The organism is Methanobrevibacter woesei, from assembly GCF_003111605.1.
Lineage (GTDB): Archaea > Methanobacteriota > Methanobacteria > Methanobacteriales > Methanobacteriaceae > Methanocatella > Methanocatella woesei.
Map to the genome: position 1 here is coordinate 87,557 of NZ_MZGU01000002.1, position 23,318 is coordinate 110,874.

Sequence of the window (23,318 nt, forward strand, 5' to 3'; positions counted from 1 at the left end):
TTATTTTCCTTTTAATGAATCTAAAATAACATCAACTTTATTTTCAAGATTCCCCATCCTTATTTCTAAATCTGTTACTCCTTTTACATTTGATTTAGGTTTTCTAGCAACTAAACAGCTATCACACCAAGGTTTACCCTCTTTATTTGTTGAAACGTGAAGAATTTCAAAATCTGCATATTTAGCAAGAGTTGCCATACCATCTTTACAAAAACGATAACAATCTGTGTCTGATACACCGTGTTTAGGACCTTCACTAGGTGCAATAATACAACAAAAACCACCTGGTTTTAATACTCTTTCAATTTCTGCCATAGTAAGCCAAAAAAATTCTAAGTGTTCAAATAGTTGACCTGAAATAATAACATCATAACTTTCACTTTTTATTTCATGCCAATTATAAATATCTTCTACTACAATGTCTACATTATAACCTTCTTCACAATCAAGGCCTGTATAAGACCAATTAGGATTATTAAAAATAGATTTATAATTATAATTAGTCTCACTTGTGTCTAAAGACCCGACATCTAAGATTTTTAAAACTTTTTTACCACTAATATAATTATTTTTAAACCAATTCATCCTATCATAACTAGTTTTATGCATTTTTTCACCAATCTCTAATTAACTCAATTAAAAAGAATAACATTCAATAAATTAATACCAACCTACAAACATATTATCCTCTGAATAAATAACTAATTGGTTTTTAAGGCCAGTAAAGATAAAGGAATGATATTTAATTCCTTTTTCAGAAAATTTATTTAATAATTTTTTAGAAGTATTAACCTCTCCTTCTCTTTCATAATCATCAATTATTATAACAAAACTTTCTGCAATATTATCCACTAAATCCAAAATATTAGATCTAGGATACTTCTGACCAAACCCTAATGGTCCATCAATAATTACTAAATCAAATGATTCATTTTTCACTAAATTATTGAAATCTTCATATTTTAGACATTCAAAAGAATCTATTAAAACTTTTTCTGTGTCCACTTGATTTATTTTAACATTTGAACAAATATTTAATTTATTAGAGAAATAATCAATCCAATCTTGATTATCCTCAATAACCTGCAATTTTGCATCTTTAAAGAAAGATACATACTGAGTAGTCATAATTGTTGACTGACCTAACCCTAATTCCAATATATTTGAAGGCTTTATTTCATTTAGAATTCTATAAAGAACATAAATAAAAGAATAATTTGCTGCAGAGTTATTAAGTGAAAAAGATTTATTAGCCAACCATTCGGAATTATTAATTGTATCTTTAAATACATTAGCATATTTAATTTCATTTAATAATTTCTCATTGTCATGATTTAATCTCTCATTGTCATAAGTTAATTTTAAATTATTAACTAATTCCATTTGCTGTTTTAAACAATTTGAAATATCCATTAACTGTTCTTTTAATTCTCTATTTTGATTATATAAATCATTAATTAAGGAAAAAATATCATTAAACTGTTTATTTGAATCTGAAATAGCAGTTATTTGATTTTTAATAAATGTGTAATCTCTTTGAATATCACATAGAGAATCATCTAATTTATCAGAAAATGGTTTCTCATACTTTCTTTTATTATACTCGGTTTTATAAAAATTGTAACTACCACTCTTTTCTAACATTTTTTTCTTAAATGAATTCAAAGCCATTAAAAAAACCTCATCATTACTTAAAAATATTTTTTAATTTAGTTAAAAAGCGTCCTGTTTTAGAATTATTAATTTCATTCCTTAATAATCTATTAGAGTATTCTAAATACTTAATCCTATCTTTATATCTTCTATTAAGATTAATTAAACTTAATACTTGCCTATTAGAATATGAATCATATACAGAATCCTCTAAATACCTATCATTTAAATCAACTTTTTTTAATTGTAACATTAATTGACACTCTTTAAAAGTATCTGAATCAACAATTGACTCATAAAAATAACGATTTTCATTAGTTAAATTTGGTTCGACTAATAAGTTATTGATATATTTATTTTTTTCAAAATCTTCTTTTATACATTTGTAAAAATCGATTTTAAATTCATCATCAATTTTTCCATACCACATTTTAATTACAGAAATCTTATGGTTAAATAAAATATGGCTAAACTCATTAAACAAATTATGATCAATAAATACTGAAATAACTTCATTTAAAATAGAAACAATATCCAGCATTTTCTTATTTTTATTTTGCATTGTTGAATTACCATGAACACGCCTATAATAAAAATGTTTAGGGATGAAAGAACACCTTTTAGCAGATAAAAAAGCATTATGTGAAAATGGATTATCTTCAAACATAGAATATTCTTCTGGGAAGTAAATATCATTCTCTTTAAGTAAACTAGACTTATAAATTTTATTTACAGGACCTACAGGAATTGAAAATATCTTATTTGAAATATTTTTATAATTGAATATTTCTTTTTCATTATTAAAAAAATTCATGTTATAATAATCAGTTTCAAAATATTTATCAGAAGTATCATCAAAGTTTATTAATTTAAAAAGAATTAAATCTAAATTATTTTTTTTAGCAAGATTATATGAACATTCAAAGGTATTTAAATCTATCCAATCATCGGAATCAACAAATGCTATATAATTACCTTTACTTAGTTTAATACCTCTATTTCTAGCGAAACCCTGCCTATGGTTTTTATTTAATGAAATGATTTTAATTCTTTCATCTCTTGATGCAAAATCATACAATATTTCTAAAGAATTATCAGTTGAACAGTCATCAATACATATAATCTCAATCTCATTAAGAGTTTGATTAACAATACTGTTCAAACAGGTATCCAAATATTCTTCAGCATTATAAACAGGAATTATAACTGATAATTTAATAGGTGAATTAACAACATGATTATACAGAACATCCTCAAATAAAATCTCCCATTTTTTAATTATAAGATCATCTAAAAAGTTATTTAATATATTATTCCTTGCAATTTCACCCATTTTAATCGCATTATCAGGATTATCTAGTAAATCAATGATTGATTCAGCTAATGAATTTATATCATATTTATCAACAATAATACCATCTTCCCCATTTACAATTATGTCAGATGGTCCATAATTAAAATCAAATGCAATCGCTGGAGTAGCACATATCATTGATTCAATAATAGCTAAACAAAAACCTTCTGAATGTGATGTGAAAACTGTAGCTAAAGAATTTTCCATTTCTTCATAAATATTATCACTATATCCTCTAAAAATAACATTATTTTCCATATTATTTTCTTTAATAAACTTTTTAATCTTATTCAGCTCTTCAATTTCTACAGGAAGATAAGCACGACCAAATACTTCAAGCATTGCATTTCTATTATGATCTATAACAACTTTAAAAGCTTTAACAAGATCAAAAAGATTTTTATGAGGTGAGATACTTGAAACAAAACTAATTTTATTTAAATCCTTTTCAACATTATTTAAATCAACATACTCTACAGAATTAGGAATTGTAATAAATCTATCATATCCAAATTCCTTAATTAAATCATTTTTCTGACTTTCAGTTAATGTGATAACCCTTTCTAAATTTTCTCTATCATTAATTGCAGAAAATGATTGAATTTCACTACCTAATACATATGGCTCTTTAAATACATTACCATGCAATTGACCTATTTTATAAGCTAAATCCGAGGAAACATTTCCAATACTTGGTATATGACCTGTAGATTCAATAATTAAAAATGGTTTATCTTTACAATTACCACATATTTCCTCGAAAAAATATGTTTGAAGGTGCAAATGTTTGTTATATTCATGGGCTGCACTAATTTGAATAGATAAATCTTCTTCACGATCATTTAAACAATAAAATTCACGATTATTTTTAATAAACATCTCATAAAAACAAAATCCATCTTCTGTGAAGGATTTTTCTTTAATACATTTATCATTCTCAAAATATTTTTCAATTGCTAAATAATCATTAAAAAATCTTTCTGTTTTAATTTTATTACCATTTTTAAAGTAATTTTTATCAAAAGAATTATCATCATTATAAATAATTTCACAATCATCATCATTTTCCACATACTCTTTATTTGGAGTGTTGACCGCATTTTTGTTTTTATAATAATCAAATAAGTTAATAATATCCACATTTTCAGCTAATAAATTATTATCTCTCAATTTAGCAGTTATAAACTCATAATTCTGACCAAAATCAACTGTTAAAATAGTAACATGATAACCTAAATCAGATAACTTTTTAGATCTACTTAAGACTGCTTTTGCAAGACCACCAATTTGTGGCTCTATTGCATAACATGCAAAGAAAATTTGTTTATTTTTTAATAACAAAGAAACTTTATTATTATAACTTTCATTTAATTTAGACAATTCAATGATAACATCATCATAATCCTTTTTAGAAATTGCATCAAATAATAAGGAATAATTTGATGAAACTGGAAGATTTAAATCTAAAAATCTTTGAAAAAGATTAGAGGAATAACTTACAATCTCTTTAATCTCAGAAAATAATAAATCTGAATCAATAAATTTAGTAATCCAATAATACAAAGATTTAAGTACAATCTCAGTATTATCTGGAGCATAATTTTCAAATAAATCCAAATGTTTATAATATAATTTTATAAGACCAACTAAAACTTTTTTTGAGTTGTTACATGATACAGATACCTCTTTTTCATCATCAGAATTACGTGCAACATAAGAAACAATTGCTTTATTTATAAAAACAATACCTTCTGCCATTAACAAAGCATGATGAACAAAAAATAAATCTTGACCAGGAACATTTTCTGGAAAAACAATATTGTTAGATAAAATAAAATCTTTTCTAAGTATTTTAGCCCAAACAGAAGGATAAACATTAAATAAATTCATATTTTCCTTAATAGAGCTAACTTTTATTTCATCCCCTTTTAATCCAAATTTTTCTTCCCAATCATACATCTCATTATTCTGGAAAAAATAATCTGCAAAATTACCTGAAACAATATCAGCTTCTTCTGAAATAATTTTATTATACAATATTTCACATGCATCCTCAAAATAAGAATCATCCGGGTCTAAAAACATTATATAATCTGCAGAAGCATAGCTCATACCAACATTTCTAGGTTTACCCGCAAATCCACTATTTTCTTTAAGAAATACGCCCTTAATATTATGATATTTATCACAGTAATCTTTAATTATTTTTCTAGAGTTGTCTGTTGAGCAATCATCAACTAAAATCACTTCTAAATTTTCAAAACCAAATGTTTGATTTTTAATTGAATCTAAAGCTTTTGAAAGATGATCTTCCATATTATAAATAGGAATGATTATTGAAATTTTATAAAATATTTCAATATCTTTAACTGAATGTTCCTGATTAATAATACCATTCTCATATTTATAGAATTCATCGTATGAATCACTAAATAAAACATTTATAACTTTCTTTTTATAAGAATCAACTAATAAATTTACATTATTCTGAGTATTTAAGAATGTACTGAAATCAGATTTTATTTTTAAGAAAAATTCCTCTTTAAATTCATCTGCTGTTTCATTAAAACGTGTGAAAACTGAGTACATAAATTTATTAAAAAGAAGTTTTTTATATTCTTCATCATAGTTGTTTGTTTTAATAAATTCCTCACGAATTAATCTGAATGCATCAACAACATTCATAAATTTATTATCTTTTCTAAGCATGGTAGAATTTTCCCTATTTACTCTATAATAATAAAGATAATCATCAAATAAGGAAACCCTCTTTGCATTTAAATATACTTTATAAAAAAAAACTTCATCTTCAAAAATTATATCTTCAGGAAACAAAAAATTATTGTTAACTAAAAATTCCCTTTTATATATTTTTTCCCATGGTGAAACAGAAATATTACAAGTAACCTGTTTTGTGTCTTTATGAGTAAAAATTAACTTATCTAAACCATCCAAACATTTAAATGAAAGATAATCTTTATTAAAATCAGTCAACTCGCCAGTTTTATTATCAAAAGCAAAACTCTTAAATAACAATAAATCTAAATCTAATTTTTTAGCTTCATTATATGTTAATTCAAATAATTTTGTGTCAATCCAGTCATCAGAATCTACAAATCCTACATATTCCCCAATAGCATGTTTAATCCCTACATTTCTTGAAAAACCTTGACCTTTATTTTCACTATTTTTAATTATTTTAATCCTTGAATCTTTTTTAGCATAATTATTCAAAATATTTAATGAATTATCCGTTGAACAGTCATCAACACAGATAATTTCAATATCTTTCAATGACTGATCTAAAACAGAGTCTAAACACTCCTCTAAATAATCTTCAACATTGTATACAGGAATAATAATTGAAACATTAACCATTAAAAAAAACCCCAGTTAAAATAAATTTTTAAACTTCAAAAGTTTTGATGAATTGATATTCTTAAGTTCTAAATTTAATTGTTCATTTTCCTTCTTAAGATAATTATTTTCATCATCTTTAATTCTTAAATTTTTCAATAAAATTTTATTATCATATCTATATTGATTTAAAATATTTTTAACCTTTTCATATTTATAAAAAATATTATTTTCAATATTTGTCTTAATGTAACTAATTAACTCAGAATTATAAAAAATTCCTTTTTCTATGTTATTAAATATTAATTTAAACTCAGTAGCTATGTTAAAAAAATCATGATTTTTAAATTCATTAAAAATAGGAGAATTAAAAAGATCAGATAATTCTTCAGAACTCACTTCCTTTTTTGACAACTGACTATTAAAAAACTGTAAATGAGAAATTAAAATCAATTTAATTAAATCCACTTTTATATTACAGTCTAAACATACATTTAATGTTAAATTATATGCTTTAATCAAACCTAATAAATATTTAGGAGTTACATTTAAAGAAATAGACTTGTCCAATTCATTAAATCTTAATACCCTATTATAAACAATGAAGTTATTTAAAGTTAAAACTTTTTTTGCATGAAAAATCGAGTTTAATACGAAAACTAAATCTTGACCAGGAATACCTTCTGGAAATCTAATATTATTATCAATTAAAAAAGATTTTTTAAAAATTTTAGCTGAAATAGAGGGATTTATTCTAATCAAATCAATATCATTATTAGTGTCATAAATATAAGTCCTACTTGAATTTCCAGGTGGTAAAACAACCTGTTCATTATCACCATGGATATTAACATAACCCCCCAAAACAATATCTAAATCTTTATCATCAATAATTAAATTATATAATCTTTCAATAGCATTTTCTACAAAATAATCATCTGAATCTAAAAACATTACAAAATCAGAAGATGCTTCTTTAAGACCAATATTTCTAGGTTTACCTGCAGAACCACTATTTTGATTTAGGTGAATTGCTCTAAAATTATCATATTTAGATGCATATTCATCAATAATTACACCACTATTATCTGTTGAACAATCATCAACCATTATTACTTCAATATCATTTAAATTAAAAGTTTGATTAATAAGACTATCTAATGATTTTTTAATATGATTTTCAACATTATAAACTGGAATAACAACTGAAACCTTTTTAAGCATAATATAACTATTTAATTAATAATATATAATTTTAGGTGTGAGATATTTATATCCTCAAAAATAATCCATTCTCTGTTTAAACTAGTTATCTACAAAGAAAAATGCAATACAATAAACATACATCATATGCTTATCAAAATATAAAAAAAGTTTCTTATTTTCCTAAATTAATCTTCAAGCACAAAAACCCTATTAAAATGGCAAATATAATTAATAATCCAAATCAAGTGATTAAATTCCTGGTTTTATCTCAAAGAAATCAACAACCTTATGATAAATACTTATGAATAAAAGAGGCTTCTGTTATTTTATTACATCAATCACACCTTTTAGTAGATTTTGGTCTGCCTCTTCTACATCAATTGTAATCAATCCAACATCCAAATCATTCCCACTTACAAACTGATCAACAGTAACTTCATCAACTTTTAATTCTTCAATATATTGCCCTAAACTAGTATCAGAAGTTACTCCTCAAATTAGACAAATAAAGAGTTCCCTCATCATTAATATCACATAATGATTTATGTACTGCACAACATTAGATAATTATAGCTTCAATATATTCTTTTAATAAATTATAATGCTCTTTAAATAATTCAAAGGCATAAACATTTAATAAAATGATAAGAATTTCTTTAAAAGATGCTATTTAAAGATATTAATAAAGATTTACTTAAGCAAAAAATAGTATAAAAAAAGTAGTTTAGCCTAAAAAAATAAAAAAAAGGAAAAAACATTAATGTTAAAATTTATACAGTATTATGAAAATATACCTATATTCTTAAACATATTACTATAAAAATATTAAAAATAAATCAAAAAAGATATATAATTGCTTAAATTTATTTCACAATTCAAAAATATTGTTTAAACAATCATTTGTAAAATAATAAAAATATTAAAAAATTATATTTAATCATTAATTAAAAAATTATAAACACGCTTACAATTTTGTTTGTCCCTAAATTTATAAAAAGCATCCACTCTACTTTTATAAACATCTTTCATAAGACAATCAGTATCCAAATAGCTTTTAATTAAGTCAACTAATTCTTTTTCTTCAGATACAACTTCTCCAAATCCCATATCTTTATATTTGAAATAGCTTTTAGATAAATCGAAATTATAATCATCTGAATATTGATAATAGATAACTGGCTTTTTAAGATAAGCAAAGTCAAAAGCAACAGAAGAATAATCAGTGATTAAAAGCATAGATTCATTAAATAGCTCTTGATAAGTTTTTTTATCATCTACAATGATATCTTCAGATAAATCAAATATATCAATAAACTTAAACAATTTAGGATGGGGTTTAAAGATTATTTCATAACCTTTTTCTTTAGCAAAGCTAATTAAATCTTCATTTTTAAGTAAATTATTTAACTCTATGAAATATTTTGACTTTTTAAGACCATGTACACTTTTTTGAATGTTTTCTCTCCATGAAGGCATAATCAAAATCTGTTTTTTAAGGTTTTTACTTTCTAAATTATCAAAGCGTGGAAAACCAAGCGTTTGAATAATTTCAGGAGCATAATTATAGCTAGGATCTAAAAAAGATTCTCTTTCTAAATCAGAAACTGTTAATATTAAAGATAAATCCTTATCATACTTCCTAAGCCATCTTGAAATGTTATCTTTAGTAACACCATGTTGTAGGAAATATTTCTCTGATGTAATAAGGCCACTATATAACTCACCGTTTTTTCCATGGAATGGATTTAAAATGTTTTCATCAGGATGAGAAGAAATGATTTTATCTGCAAATAAATAAACAAACCTTTGTTTAAAAGAATAAAATGGCAAAACATTTTTAAAACCACTTAAACGATTGAAGTCTTTACTTTCACAAGAAACAGTGAAATACTTACTTATTTTATCATCTTTTGCTGATGCATATCTAAATAAGTACTCAGCATTATCATCTGCAGCTTCTCTTCTATCCATAAAGAGCCATATTTTCCTATTTTTTAAAAATGGATATAATACAAGATAAATTACTCTGAAAAACAATGCTGAAGTAAAAAATGGTCCTCTATCCTTAAATATTTTCAACAAACATCTTACTTCATACATCAGCATACGAATAAAAGAATAAGAATTAAGATAAAATGAATTATCTTTAAATAAAACCATTTTTGAATCTTTAATAAAGTAATTGCTACTAGCTGACAATCTTGCATGATTTTCAAAAGCTATAGGCAACTTATAGTATTTACCATCATGTAAAACCATAATTTCTACTTTATTATCCTTGAGATTAGCTAATGGTATTTCTAAATCAAAATCATAAGGGAATTTATATTCAATAGATAGGAATTTCAAATTCTCACGAGTTGGATAAACAAATCTGCTTGCAACAAATTTTTCATCTCCACAAATAGCTACTATTTCAATAGTGTCTGGATTGTAATAACTCATTAAAAGACCGGAAATATATAAGATATCATTTTTTATCTTGATTATGTCAATATAGCATCTGTGAGTAGCTATTTTATCATCAATTTTCAAATTACTGATTGTTTCAGGAGTGAAATTATATTTTTTAATAGCTAGTAAAAAGTCACGAACATCAATATTTAATGTTTTATGTGTTTTTATAACATCTACATCTATATGTGACAATACATTTAGGAAGGTTTTCCAAAATTCTTTTTTTTCTGTTTCATTAAAAACATTATCAATATCAGGAGCTTTCACCATCCACTGGAGGTCATAGACCAATGTGTACTGTATAAATTTTAAAGTTTCACCAGTAACTTCATTAGAATAATTAATAAGCTCCTCAAAATAATACTTCAATCTGTCTGTGAAAAATCCTTTCTTTTTTTGAGAGTTATCAATTGTGGAAGATTCATCAAAACGTTTTCTATATAAATAATTAGCATCCTTAACAAGCCCTAACTGAGGATTGTTAATTAAAATCTTATTTAAAAGTAATGCATCTTCTGAATTCACCAATCTTGAATCAAAATACAGTCCATCAATAGTTTCTTTTTTAATAAATGCTGATGAAGCTGAAAGCTGAGGATATTGAGGATCTTTGATTAAATCAACAACTTTATCTTTTTTATATTTATAATTGAGAAGATGTGGTCCCTGTTGGTTGTCAAAAAATGTTATTGGAATTGATATCATCTCAACATCAGGATTTTCCAATATAAACTCATAAACTGCTTTAAAAGTATTTGGAGATAATTTATCATCACTATCTAAGAAATTAACATAATCTCCTTTAACATATTTTAAACCAAGATTACGTGCACTGGCCTGACCACCATTTTCTTTATGGATTACCTTAATATTGTCTGGATAGCTAGCCTCAAATTCTTTAGCTATTTTAAGTGAATTGTCAGTACTTCCATCATCTACAATGATAAGTTCAACATTATGTTCAAATCCGAAATTTTGAACTGTTAAGGATTCAATAGCTTCAGCAAGATAATCTTCATTGTTATATAATGCCATTACAACAGAAAATATTTTATAAGAATCCAATTCATTAAATTCTTCAAGATTAGCTGCTTTTAAAACTTTTAAAGTCCTTGATTTAACTCTAGGCTCTAATTTATTTATGTTTAATCTAACGCCTGAAAGTAATTTATCAGATAAAATCTCTTCAAAATCTTTTTTCATTAGATTAAAGAAATTCTGCCTATATTTAGGTGCAGTTTGACTGAATCTCCATAACGTAAGATGAATAAATCTATTGTAAACTTTTTCTTTATAAACATCTACATAACCAGTTTCAACAAGTAAGTCTCTAATTAATCTAAAAATATAAATTACATCAATATAATCATTATCTGAACTTTTTGAAACAGTTGAACCTTTCCTATTGGTTCTGTAATAATATAAATTCTCATCAACTAAAGATATTCTTTTTGCTTTAAGATAGACATTGTAAAAGAATACTTCATCTTCAAAAATGTATTTATTAGGAAATCTTATATTATTTGTTTCAATGAAACTTCTTTTGTAAAGTTTATTATATGGAGTTACTGAAATAGAGTCTGTAAACTTCTTGGTATCAAGATTGTTAAATACATCTTTTTTAAATCCATCAAAACATTTAAGGGAGTAATACCATAAGTCATCATCTACTTCATGAGTTTCATTGTCAAAAGAAGAAACTTTACACATTACCAAGTCAAGATTGTTATTTTCTGCTTTATTATACAATTTCTCAAGCATATCCTTTTTAATAAAATCATCAGAATCTACAAAAGATATGTATTCACCCTGTGCATTATCTAATCCCACATTACGGGCAACACCTTGACCTTCATTTTCTTTAGATATGATCTTAATACGTTTATCCTTTTTTGCATAATTTTCAAGAATATCTAAAGAGTTATCTGTTGACCCATCATTAATGCAAATAATTTCAATATCTTTTAAAGTTTGGTTTAAAATACTGTCTAATGATTCATTAAGATAAGATTCAACATTAAAAACCGGAACAATAACAGATACTTTAATATTTGACATAAATTAGTAACCTATAAATGTTATTTTAAATAAATATTATATAATTAGTATTTTATATTTTATAAATTTTTAGTGGGAAGGTTATGTTTAAAGAAGTGATTAAAAGAGGTACTAGTGAACATTTCTTACTTAAACAGTTAGTTAGGAAAAATTTCACATCCAAATATAAAGATTCAATTTTAGGAATCCTTTGGAGCTTTATAAATCCATTATTAACAATGCTTTTACTTACAGCTATTTTTTCAACAATATTTGCTGGAAATATTGCTAATTATCCAGTTTATTTCCTTGCAGGACGTTGTATGTATGATTTCTTCAGTTCAGGAACAAAAATAGCTATGAACTCTATAAAAGGAAACTCTGGTATTTTAACAAGAATCTATGTTCCAAGACATATTTTTGCTGTTGGTGGGGTTTGCTCAGAGTTTATTAATTTTTTAATATCATTAATAATACTTGTTGCAGTAATGTATTTAACTGGCCTTGCATTAAACCCAATTGACATATTGGTTATTGTCCCAATTGTAATTTTATTTGTAATGATTATGGGAGTAGGTTTAATATTATCCATTGTATGTACTTACTTTAGAGATATTGAATACCTTTATAATATATTTACCATGTTATTAATGTATGCATGTGCTATATTTTATCCAATGGAAATCATTCCAGAACCATTAAGGTCATATGCTGAATTAAATCCAGTGTATATGGTGATTGATCAATTTAGAGATATTGTGATGTACAATGTAGTGCCGAATATTATGAGTGTTATCAACAGTGCATTATTTGCAGCAATTGTATTCGTTATTGGGCTTATTGTATTTAAGAAATATCAAAAGAGAATTACTTTAGAATTATAATTAGTTAATAGGGGTTATTTTAGATGGTGGAGAATAAAAAAAATTTACGTTTTAAAGGCAATGTAAATGCTGATACAAATTCAAAATCAGCAAGTGGAAACAATGGTGAAAACCAAAAAAGAACACAAAACTATTTTCAAACAGTTAATCAGAGAAAAGAACCACGTGAAGTTGTTTTTGATTCAGGAAATGAAAAACAAGTTGCATACAACTTAAATCAACAATTAAGAGTTCAACAACTTAAGAGAAATGAAATGCAACAAGATTATTACCAACAAAGAACACCTCAAACAAAACCTAATCTTCACCCTCAAAATAGACAACAAATATCTTTCCAAAAACCATCTGAAATACCAAAACAACAAGTAACACTACAAAACATTCCACAAAAATCACCAGTAACTCCGAAACCAACTCCTGAAACACCAAGACCACAAGTTAGTGAAAAACCAAAACAAAAACCACAAAAAACAGAAAAAAAACCAAAAGAACAGCCAAAACAGGAAAAAGTTGAAAAACCAAAAGAAACTGAAAAGAAACAAGAACCACAAAAAGATGCTGAAAAACCAAAAGAAGAACCTAAACAAGAAAAAACAGCACCTAAACCAAAAAATAGCGAAAATAAAAAAGAAACTAATAAAAAAGAAAATAAAAAATCCAAAGATAAACCTAAAAAGGATAAAAAATCCCCTAATAATAAAAAAGATACAAAATCTGAGGAAGAACAAGATGTTGATTCATTAGTTTCTCAGTTTATTCCAGGATATAAAGAAAAAATAGCTGTTCAACTTGAAAATGTTTCTTTAAGCTTTAAAGTAAGTAATGATAAAATTGATAACTTAAAAGAATATGTAATTCGTACAATTAAAAGAAATAAAGAAAAAACAAGAAAATTTAAAGCATTAGATAACATTTCTGTTAAAATTTATCAAGGTGAAAAAGTAGGTCTTATTGGATATAATGGAGCAGGAAAAAGTACTTTACTTAGAATAATTGCTGGAGTATATGAACCTGATGAAGGAAATGTAACAACAAATGGAATTATTGCTCCTTTACTATCATTAGGTGCTGGATTTGATTACAATTACTCAGGTAGGGAAAATATATTCTTAAATGGGGCTATTTTAGGATATACAGAGGATTTCTTAAAATCCAAATATGATGAAATCGTTGAATTTTCAGAACTTGAAGAATTCATTGATTTCCCAGTTAAAAACTACTCTTCAGGTATGCAAGCAAAACTTGGTTTTTCAATAGCTACTGTTGTAAATCCAGATATTTTAATTATTGATGAAATATTATCTGTTGGAGATGTAAAGTTCCAAAAGAAAAGTAGTGATAAAATTAAATCATTAATGGGATCTGGTACTACAGTTTTACTTGTTTCACATTCAATTCAGCAAATTAGAAATCTCTGTGATAAAGCTTTATGGATTGAACATGGAAAAGTTGTTGCTTATGATGAAGTAAACAAGGTTTGTGATGCTTATCTTAAAGCTGCTGAAAATGCAACCAAAGATGAGCTTAAAAACATTAAATTAGAGTAAGTTTATTTTTTCTTACTCTTAAAATAGAATTAACATCCGATTTGATATAATTCAAATCCTTCTTCTTTTATTTTTGAATCAAATATGTTTCTTCCATCAAATATGATTTTTTCACTTAATCTTTCAGCTATTTCTTCAAAATCAGGGTTTCTAAATTCTTTCCATTCTGTAACTAAAATTAATGCATTTGCATCATTTATTGCATCATATTTATAGTTTACAAACTCAATTGAATCAATATATTTATCATCAATAGCTACTTTAAAGGTTTCAATAGCTTTTGGATCATATGCCCTAATTTTTCCACCTTTATCGATTATTGACTTAATAACTTCAATTGAAGGTGCTTCACGAACATCATCTGTACCTGGTTTAAATGCAAGACCCCAAATACTGAAAGTTAAGCCTGATAGATCTTCACCAAATCTTTTAACAACTTTATTTACAAGTACTTTCTTTTGATTTGCATTGACAATTTCAACATGATTCAATAATTCCGGAGTGTAACCATTATCAATAGAAGTGTTAATTAAAGCCTGCACATCTTTTGGGAAGCAACTTCCACCATAACCACAACCTGCATAGATAAAATCATAACCAATACGTTTGTCTGAACCAATTCCAATTCTTACATTTTTCACATTAGCACCAGTAACCTCACAAATATTGGCAATTTCATTCATAAATGATATTTTAGTTGCAAGCATGGAATTAGCTACATATTTTGTCATTTCAGAGCTTTTAACATCCATAGTTATTATCCTATCATGTTTTGATACAAAAGGAGCATATAAATCTTTTAATAAATCAAAGACTTCTTCTTTTTCAGCCCCAATAATAACCCTATCTGGATGCATACAGTCTTCAATAGCTACGCCCTCTTTTAAAAACTCAGGATTAGAGGCTATGTCAATATTAATATCTAAACCACGAGAAGCAATGATTTCTTCAATATGTTCTTTAACTTTAAATGCGGTACCAATAGGCACAGTAGATTTAATAACAACCAAGGAATCTTTAGATATGCTATTTCCAATATTATCAGCTGCAGAATAAATATAATCTAAGTTTGCACTACCATCTTCCCTCATTGGTGTTCCAACAGCTAAAAATATAATATTAGAATCATCCAATGCCTCTTTTAAATCTGTAGTAAAGATTAAATCATGTTTTTCCTGGTTTTCCCTAACTAAAGTGTCTAAATTAGGTTCATAAATAGGCATTATATTATTTTTTAAATCATTAATTTTCTTTTCATCAATATCTACACAGTAAACCTTGTTTCCCATCTCGGCAAAACAAGTTCCTGTTACAAGTCCAACATAACCAGTACCAATAATTGTGAGTTTCATAATAATATAGTATTATTATTTTTATGATTTAAAATTAACTGAAATTGTAACTTCCATAGCTTTCTTATTTTTTAAATCTTCAATTAATTTTTCATCTAAATCACATGCAGCTTTGTTTGCCTTTATCATTAAAGTACGACTGCATGTATAATCGCTTTTTCTGCATACAATATCTGTTGGATGAGTTAAAGTTAAATTTTCATGTCCATATCCTATAATTTCATCATGCCCATTTTCTGTATCTAGAACAACATGAATTTCACTGTCAGGATTAGCTATTGCCTTTTTAAAATCATCTGGAAACTCCAACATGGAATTATCCATAGCTACTCCAACAATACAGTCTGCAGATAAACCAATTTCTGGATCTTTTGTAATTTCAAAGGTTGATTTATGTTTTGAAGTTACATTTTCATGCCCATAAGCCTTAATCTTAAAAATCATACTTATTAATTTAAAGTTAAAATATAATAAAAATTTCTACATCAACACTTAAATTAAAAGATAAACAAAAATAAGAATGATGAAAGGGACTTACTGTTTATTAATTAATCTTAAAAAGGATTCAAGAATTAAAATCGGCAATAAATTAAGTTTTATTAATTTTAAAAGTGGATATTACATTTATGTAGGTTCAGCTATGAATTCACTTGAAGCACGTCTAAATCGCCATCTATCAGATGATAAGAAGAAACACTGGCATATAGATTACCTGCTTTTAAATAAAAATAGTCAGATAACTGATATCTATTATACAGTCTCTACAAAGAAAGTTGAGTGTGAAATAGCTAGAAATATCAGCCCAAACTCTTCAGAAATTGATAACTTCGGCTCATCAGACTGTGACTGCAATTCACATTTATTCTATTTTGAAAATATAGAAGATGCAATAACTAATATTAAAGACACCTTCAAAAAATTAGGTTTAAAGATTGAAATATATTAAGGATTTTCAATCTTTTTAATTAAAATATTAACCTCTTTAACAGCTCTTTTATTTTTAAATGCTTTAGCTATTCTTTTTACAGCATCAAGATTTTTCAGATAGTTATCAAGCCATGAAAAGATATCTCCAGGATATATCTGAATCTGATATTTCTTCATAACCTTTTTAGATATGTCTATTGGATCTTTACCTTTTAATCTTTCAAAGATTATAAATTCACTAATTCCTCTTTGAAGACATCCACAAAATGGTCTTTCACTACAACTGCAACGTAAGAAATCAATTTGAAGATTAAGTAATGATTCCTGAAACTTAGAATCAAGTTTAGCTAGTGTATCACCTGAAGATATAATATCTAAAGTAGATTCTGAGAATAGTCTTGTTGATACATTCATTTTAAGTGCATTGGATAATTTTGAATGAATCAAAGGAGATAAATATGCACTTTCAAATAGCTCAAGCTCCATTGCAATAAATAAAACTACATGACGAACAATATTTAATTTCTTATTATTTAATTTAAACAATATTTTTTTCTCAAATACATTTTCTTGATTAATTAAAACATTTCTTAAGTAGTTTCTATTCTGTAAAGACTTTCTGATGTATTCAGCATCTTCCACATTTAAAAATGACATTGCAACAGCTCTACCATAAGAAGTGATTGACATATCAGACCTTACAAGCTCTTTATCAACTAATTCATCACAAATTGACTCCAGACTTACTGGAAATTCAATACCTTTGTAAAAATCAGATACCTGCTGATGATTTCTAACAGCTAGTGAAGATATATCCGATAGAACTTCCTCAATTGCATCATCAGGAGTGTAGTCTATAATTACTTTTTCAGTATCACTTTCCAATAGATTAAGAGCAACAGCTTCTTCATTTTGATTGTCAAAGGAGTTTCCAATCTCTGGAAGCAAGTATACTTTTCCTAAATCATGATAAGATGGTCTTCCTGCTCTTCCAAGCATCTGTGAAAATTCATTTGGTCCAATCCATGAGTTTCCCATTAAAAGAGAGTCAAAAATTACCTGAGATGCTGGAAAATCAACTCCTGCTGCAAGAGCTGCTGTTGTAACAACTGCAGCTATTTTTCCTTTATCAAAATCCTTCTCGATTTTCTCTTTTTTAAAGTATGACAAACCTGCATGATAAGGCCTTACATTTAAACCTTTACCAGACAGATAATTAGCTATCTGGTGAGTTTTACGCCTTGAATTAGTAAATATTATTGATTGACCTTTAAATCCTTTAGATGAAAGTGAATTATACTCTTTTTTAACTAATTTACGCATTAATCTTCTTTTTTCAGATTCATTTCTATTATATATGATATGTCTTTCAATTGGCACTGGCCTTTGACTGTATTCAACTAAATTTGCCTTTAAAATACTTGCCAAAAATTTAGGATTTTTAACAGTAGCTGAAAGTGCGATATTCTGAACATTAGGAAATAGCTTGTTTATCCTTTTTATAAGACCAAAAAGCCTTATTCCCCTATCTTCATCATCTAAATTATGGATTTCATCAATTAAGATAACTCCAATTTCACCAAGCTCTTTATAATTTCCACTTCTAAGTAAAAAATCAATTCCTTCATAGGTTGCAACAATAATATCAGCATCTGTTACCTTAGATTTTTTAATTCTAAGTTCGCCTTTAGCTTTAACACGATTCATTCCTACTTTTATTGTCACTTTAAGGCCTAAAGGTTCATATTTTTTCTTAAATTCCCTATATTTTTGATTAGCCAGTGCAACAAGAGGTGTCAGAAATATAAATTTTTTACCCTCCATTGCTTTCGGTACACCTGCAAGTTCACCAATTAAGGTTTTTCCACTTCCTGTTGCAGATACAGCAAGTATATTCTTTCCTTTTAAAAGTCCTTCTTTAATAGCTAAATACTGAACAGGCAACAATTTCTTATTTCCATGTTTAATTAGGATATTCTTAAAATCTTTTGGAATTTTAAGCCTTTTCATATCAATATCAGGAATTTTAGATACTTTATCTGCTTTAATTTTATCATATAATGTGTAATTGGAATTAAGTTCATTAAATTTATGATGAATAACTTTTATGATTTCTTCTAAATTACCACTTCTTTCAAATAACTCTTTAAAATTTCTAAAAACACTTTTATCATAACCCTGCTGATTTAACTCAGATTTAATAGTGTTAAATGCACATTCTTTACAGATTAACTGATTGTTCATTTTGTAAGTGTTTTTTGAGTTTATAATTGTAATATTCCCTTCATATGCACAAAAATCACAAATATGAGTGAATCTTACTTTAATTCCCTGTTTTTTAAGAAATTCCTCTAATAATTCATCTTTTTCAACAATAAAAACAGCTTGTGATTTAAGAAGTTTTAAAACATCAGAAGGAGGGAGAAGTTTTTCTTCATTTTCATACTTTGCAATGAATCTACTAATATAAATATCATTATTTTCCCTTTTAAACTTTAAAATTCCAATAAAAGAAGGTACTCTTTTCGAATTTAAGGCACCCTTAGGAGAACCAATAGGAAAAACTTCATAACTCTTTTTCTTTTTTTTAATTATAATCATTACAAATAGTTTTTACATTCTAATAATATAAAATTAATCCTTAAAAAAAAGAGAATTTGAAAAAATAAAAAAATAGTGTTGCTGAAACTAATTTATGTAATCAAATTTAGTTTCCATAACAACAATAAGAACAATACCAATAACTGCTACAATAATACAGAGTAAAATTGGAAGTATACCTGGATCAATAGTTGTAATAATATTAACAGCAGGTATCTTTAAAGTACCAACCATTACACCAATCAAGAAAGCCATTGTAGCTTCTTCATGATGCTGCAATAAATAATCCAAGAATTTGGAAAATCCTAAAATACCAATAGCTGCACCAACAATAAATACAATAATTTCAGACCAGTGAAGCTCTTCAAGAGCTGTTAACATATAATCATACTGACCAAGTAAAAGTAGTAAGAAAGAACCTGAAATACCGGGTAAAATCATTGCACAAATAGCTATTAAACCTGAAATAAATAAAACAGGCAATGTATGATTAGTAGCTATTGGATTAAGACTTACAAATATATAAGCAGCAATAAAACCAATAATTGTTAAAACAATATGGCTAAAGGTAACTTTAGATATCTTTTTATATAAAACGTAAGCTGATGCAATAATTAATCCTAAAAAGAAGGAAAATGTTAATGCAGTATGTACATCCATACAATAAGTAACAACATTAGCTAAAGTAAGCATTGCAACAGCAATACCTAAACCTAATGGAATAAAAAATTTAAAGTCAATTTCATCAAGTAATTTATCTTTAAAACCTGAAAAATCTAGTTTAACTAAAGGTTTTATAAATGAAAAACGAATTTTACTAATAGCATGAACCAAATGCTCATAAATACCAGTAATTAATGCAATAGTCCCCCCTGAAACACCAGGAATAATATCAGCTGATCCCATAAGGATACCGCGAATAAAAATTAAAAAGGACTCATATAAATTTATTTTCAAAATAAAATCTCCTTATAATAAATTAAATAATAATAAAAGAATTGAAATAATTATGTAATATATTTTCTTCCTTTTATTATTTAAATTAATTTATTTACTCATCTTTTCTTCAACAAGCTCTTTTGCATAAGGAGTAATATTATTTGTTAACATCTGTTTAAGGAATTGACCAGTGTAGGTATCAGTACTAGCTATTTCTTCAGGTGTTCCAGTAGCTATTACCTGACCTCCACCATCTCCACCTTCAGGACCTAAGTCAATGATATAATCTGCTGTCTTAATAACATCCAAATTATGTTCAATAACAACAACAGAATTTCCTGAATCAGTTAACCTGTTAAGAACAGATAACAATCTCTTAATATCTGCAAAATGAAGACCAGTAGTTGGTTCATCAAGAATATACATTGTTTTTCCAGTGCTTGTTCTTGAAAGCTCTTTAGCTAGTTTAATCCTTTGGGCTTCACCACCAGATAAAGTAGTAGCCGGCTGACCAATTTTCATATAACCTAAACCAACATCCTGTAAAGTTTTAAGTTTCTTATGTATTTTAGGAATATGTTCAAAGAACTCCATTGCTTCATCTACAGTCATTTCAAGAACCTCATAGATATTTTTACCTTTGTAACGAATATCTAAAGTTTCTTCATTGTAACGTTTTCCACCACAGACTTCACAAGGAACAAATACATCAGCTAAAAAGTGCATTTCGATTTGAACAATACCATCACCAGAACATGCTTCACATCTTCCACCTTTAACATTGAAACTAAATCTACCTGGCTTATATCCCCTGGCTTTAGCTTCAGGAGTTTCAGCAAAGAGTTCCCTAATGTAAGTGAATAATCCAGTGTAAGTTGCAGGATTTGAACGTGGTGTTCTACCAATTGGTTTTTGATCAATAGCTATGATTTTATCAATATTTTCTACACCTTCAATCTTGTCATATTTACCTGCAAATGTAAATTTATGGTTTAATTCACCATTTAACCCTTTATAAAGAATTTCATTAATTAAACTACTTTTACCTGAACCACTTACACCAGTAACACATGTAAATTTACCTAGAGGAATTTCAACATCTACATTTTTAAGATTATTCTGTTTTGCACCCACAATTGTAATATGCTGACCATTACCTTCTCTGCGACTTTCTGGAATTGGTATAATTTCCCTCCTTGCAAGGTAGTTACCTGTAATTGAATGTTCAGAGTTCATAATTTCTGTAGGAGTTCCTTCAGCGACAACACGACCTCCATGCTCTCCAGCTCCAGGCCCAATATCTACAACATAATCTGCAGATAAAATAGTTTCTTCATCATGTTCTACAACAATTAATGTGTTTCCCAAGTCTCTGAGTCTTTTTAAAGTTTCAATAAGCTTTACATTATCTCTTTGATGAAGACCAATACTTGGTTCATCAAGAATATATAAAACACCAACTAATCCTGAACCTATTTGAGTAGCTAGTCTTATTCTTTGAGCTTCACCACCAGAAAGAGTTCCTGAAGATCTTTCCATTGACAAGTAGTCAAGTCCTACATCAACAAGGAATTTAAGTCTTTCTCTAATTTCTTTTAAAACTTCTTTTGCAATGAAATTTTCTCTTTCAGTTAACTTTAAATCAAGGAAGAACCTGTAGCTATCCTTAATAGACATTTCAACAACATCAGCTATTGATTTACCATTAACAGTTACAGCTAAAACCTCAGGACGAAGCCTTTTACCATGACAAAGAGGACATTTATGGTTACTCATAAATTTTGAGATGTATTTACGATTGTAATTAGATTTAGTTTCTAAGTATAAACGTTCCATTCTAGGAACAACACCTTCAAATTTACGGTTTACCATGTAAGATTTATTTCTACGTTTAAATGAAAATGGTATTCTCTCATCACATCCATAAAGAATAATAGTCTGTTCTTCTTTAGTTAAATCCTTAAAAGGAATATCCATACTAAATTTAAAGTAATTAGCTACTGCTTCAAGCATTTGATGATAATAATTCTCTTTTTTATTAGATTTGGACCATGGTACAATAGCTCCTTCATTTAGAGATAATAGTTTATTTGGAACTATTAAATCTGGATCTATTTCCATTTTAGAACCAATACCATTACATTCAGGACATGCACCCTGAGGTGCATTAAATGAAAACATCCTTGGAGTTAACTCTTCAAAGTTTATTCCACAGTCCACACATGCAAACTGTTCAGAATACTTTTTCTCGTATTCTTCATCCCCATTATCAAATAATACAGTTACAAGACCTTCTCCAAATTTAGTAGCTGTTTCAAGTGAATCAACAAGCCTTCTTTTGAAATCAACATCTTTTCTTATTTTTAATCTGTCAACAACTACATCAATTGAATGTTTATATGTTTTTGCAAGTTTAATATCCTCATCAAGACCCCTAATTTCACCATCTACTCTTACTCTTGCAAATCCCTTATTGCTTAACTCTTCAAAGATTTGCTTATGTTCACCTTTTCTATCACGAACAATTGGAGCAAGTAAATGGATTTTTAAGCCTTCACCTTCTTCAATAATACTGTCGGCTATTTGACCTACAGTTTGATGAGACACCTCTTTTCCACATTTTGGACAATGAGGTATTCCAATTCTTGCAAATAATAATCTTAGATAATCATAAATTTCTGTTATAGTTCCTACAGTTGAACGAGGATTTTCTTTAGTTGTTTTTTGATCTATTGAAATAGCTGGAGATAAACCTTCAATATAATCCATTTCAGGCTTTTTCATTTGGCCTAAAAACTGTCTTGCATATGCGGATAATGATTCTACATATCTACGCTGTCCTTCAGCATAAATAGTATCAAAAGCTAGTGAAGATTTACCAGACCCACTTAATCCAGTTATTACTACAAATTCATCTCTAGGAATTGACAAATCAATATTTTGTAGGTTGTGTTCTTTAGCACCTTTGATAACAATTTGTCTTTTTGAATCTTGCTTCATTTTT

General features: G+C 26.9%; 12 protein-coding genes and 2 pseudogenes. 3 read left to right on the forward strand and 11 right to left on the reverse strand.

The annotated features are described in order from the left end of the window. From MBBWO_RS00805 to MBBWO_RS00825, 6 genes and pseudogenes are all read right to left on the reverse strand, one after another. On the reverse strand, positions 1-609 hold the full coding sequence (locus tag MBBWO_RS00805; RefSeq protein ID WP_116668987.1) for a methyltransferase domain-containing protein: 609 nt from the start codon (positions 607-609) through the stop codon (positions 1-3). A 51-nt stretch (positions 610-660) separates the two neighbouring features. Then, positions 661-1,671, reverse strand: coding sequence for a hypothetical protein (locus tag MBBWO_RS00810; RefSeq protein WP_116668988.1), 1,011 nt, complete (start codon positions 1,669-1,671; stop codon positions 661-663). Positions 1,672-1,687: 16 nt separating this feature from the next. Beyond that, positions 1,688-6,385 (reverse strand): glycosyltransferase, encoded by a 4,698-nt coding sequence (locus MBBWO_RS00815; protein WP_116668989.1) that lies wholly within the window; start codon positions 6,383-6,385, stop codon positions 1,688-1,690. A 15-nt stretch (positions 6,386-6,400) separates the two neighbouring features. Continuing rightward, positions 6,401-7,588, reverse strand: coding sequence for a glycosyltransferase family 2 protein (locus MBBWO_RS00820; protein WP_116668990.1), 1,188 nt, complete (start codon positions 7,586-7,588; stop codon positions 6,401-6,403). Positions 7,589-7,822: 234 nt separating this feature from the next. Further along, positions 7,823-8,204 (reverse strand): annotated as a pseudogene (locus MBBWO_RS08220) (FkbM family methyltransferase); the annotation flags it as partial. A 299-nt stretch (positions 8,205-8,503) separates the two neighbouring features. After that, positions 8,504-12,085, reverse strand: coding sequence for a bifunctional glycosyltransferase/CDP-glycerol:glycerophosphate glycerophosphotransferase (locus MBBWO_RS00825; RefSeq protein ID WP_116668991.1), 3,582 nt, complete (start codon positions 12,083-12,085; stop codon positions 8,504-8,506). Positions 12,086-12,168: 83 nt separating this feature from the next. On the opposite strand from MBBWO_RS00825, the gene MBBWO_RS00830 reads away from it, so the two are divergent. Both MBBWO_RS00830 and MBBWO_RS00835 read left to right on the forward strand, forming a co-directional pair. Continuing rightward, positions 12,169-12,948 carry an ABC transporter permease gene (locus MBBWO_RS00830; protein ID WP_116668992.1) on the forward strand — a complete coding sequence of 260 codons (780 nt, stop codon included), beginning with the start codon at positions 12,169-12,171 and terminating at the stop codon, positions 12,946-12,948. Positions 12,949-13,670: 722 nt separating this feature from the next. Then, positions 13,671-14,495, forward strand: a pseudogene (locus MBBWO_RS00835) (ABC transporter ATP-binding protein); the annotation flags it as partial. Positions 14,496-14,524: 29 nt separating this feature from the next. Here the strand turns inward: MBBWO_RS00835 and MBBWO_RS00840 are convergent. Both MBBWO_RS00840 and MBBWO_RS00845 read right to left on the reverse strand, forming a co-directional pair. Beyond that, entirely contained in the window at positions 14,525-15,847 is a 1,323-nt protein-coding gene (locus MBBWO_RS00840) for a UDP-glucose dehydrogenase family protein (protein WP_116668993.1), read from the reverse strand. 21 nt (positions 15,848-15,868) lie between these two features. Then, entirely contained in the window at positions 15,869-16,291 is a 423-nt protein-coding gene (locus tag MBBWO_RS00845; RefSeq protein ID WP_116668994.1) for a DUF371 domain-containing protein, read from the reverse strand. A 79-nt stretch (positions 16,292-16,370) separates the two neighbouring features. Here MBBWO_RS00845 and MBBWO_RS00850 point away from each other — a divergent pair, with 79 nt between their 5' ends. Then, the gene (locus MBBWO_RS00850) at positions 16,371-16,793 is read left to right on the forward strand and encodes a GIY-YIG nuclease family protein (protein WP_116668995.1); all 423 of its coding nucleotides are present in this window, start codon (positions 16,371-16,373) and stop codon (positions 16,791-16,793) included. Here MBBWO_RS00850 and MBBWO_RS00855 read toward each other — a convergent pair. From MBBWO_RS00855 to uvrA, 3 genes are all read right to left on the reverse strand, one after another. Next, complete coding sequence (locus MBBWO_RS00855; protein ID WP_116668996.1) at positions 16,790-19,375, reverse strand: DUF5814 domain-containing protein; 2,586 nt, start codon at positions 19,373-19,375, stop codon at positions 16,790-16,792. The two genes, MBBWO_RS00850 and MBBWO_RS00855, sit on opposite strands and share 4 nt — an antisense overlap. Before the next feature lie 87 nt (positions 19,376-19,462). Next, positions 19,463-20,281: a DUF368 domain-containing protein gene (locus MBBWO_RS00860; RefSeq protein ID WP_116669104.1), complete on the reverse strand. Its 819-nt coding sequence runs from the start codon at positions 20,279-20,281 to the stop codon at positions 19,463-19,465. Between the two features lie 141 nt (positions 20,282-20,422). After that, the gene (gene uvrA, locus MBBWO_RS00865) at positions 20,423-23,314 is read right to left on the reverse strand and encodes an excinuclease ABC subunit UvrA (RefSeq protein WP_116668997.1); all 2,892 of its coding nucleotides are present in this window, start codon (positions 23,312-23,314) and stop codon (positions 20,423-20,425) included. Positions 23,315-23,318 lie beyond the last annotated feature (4 nt).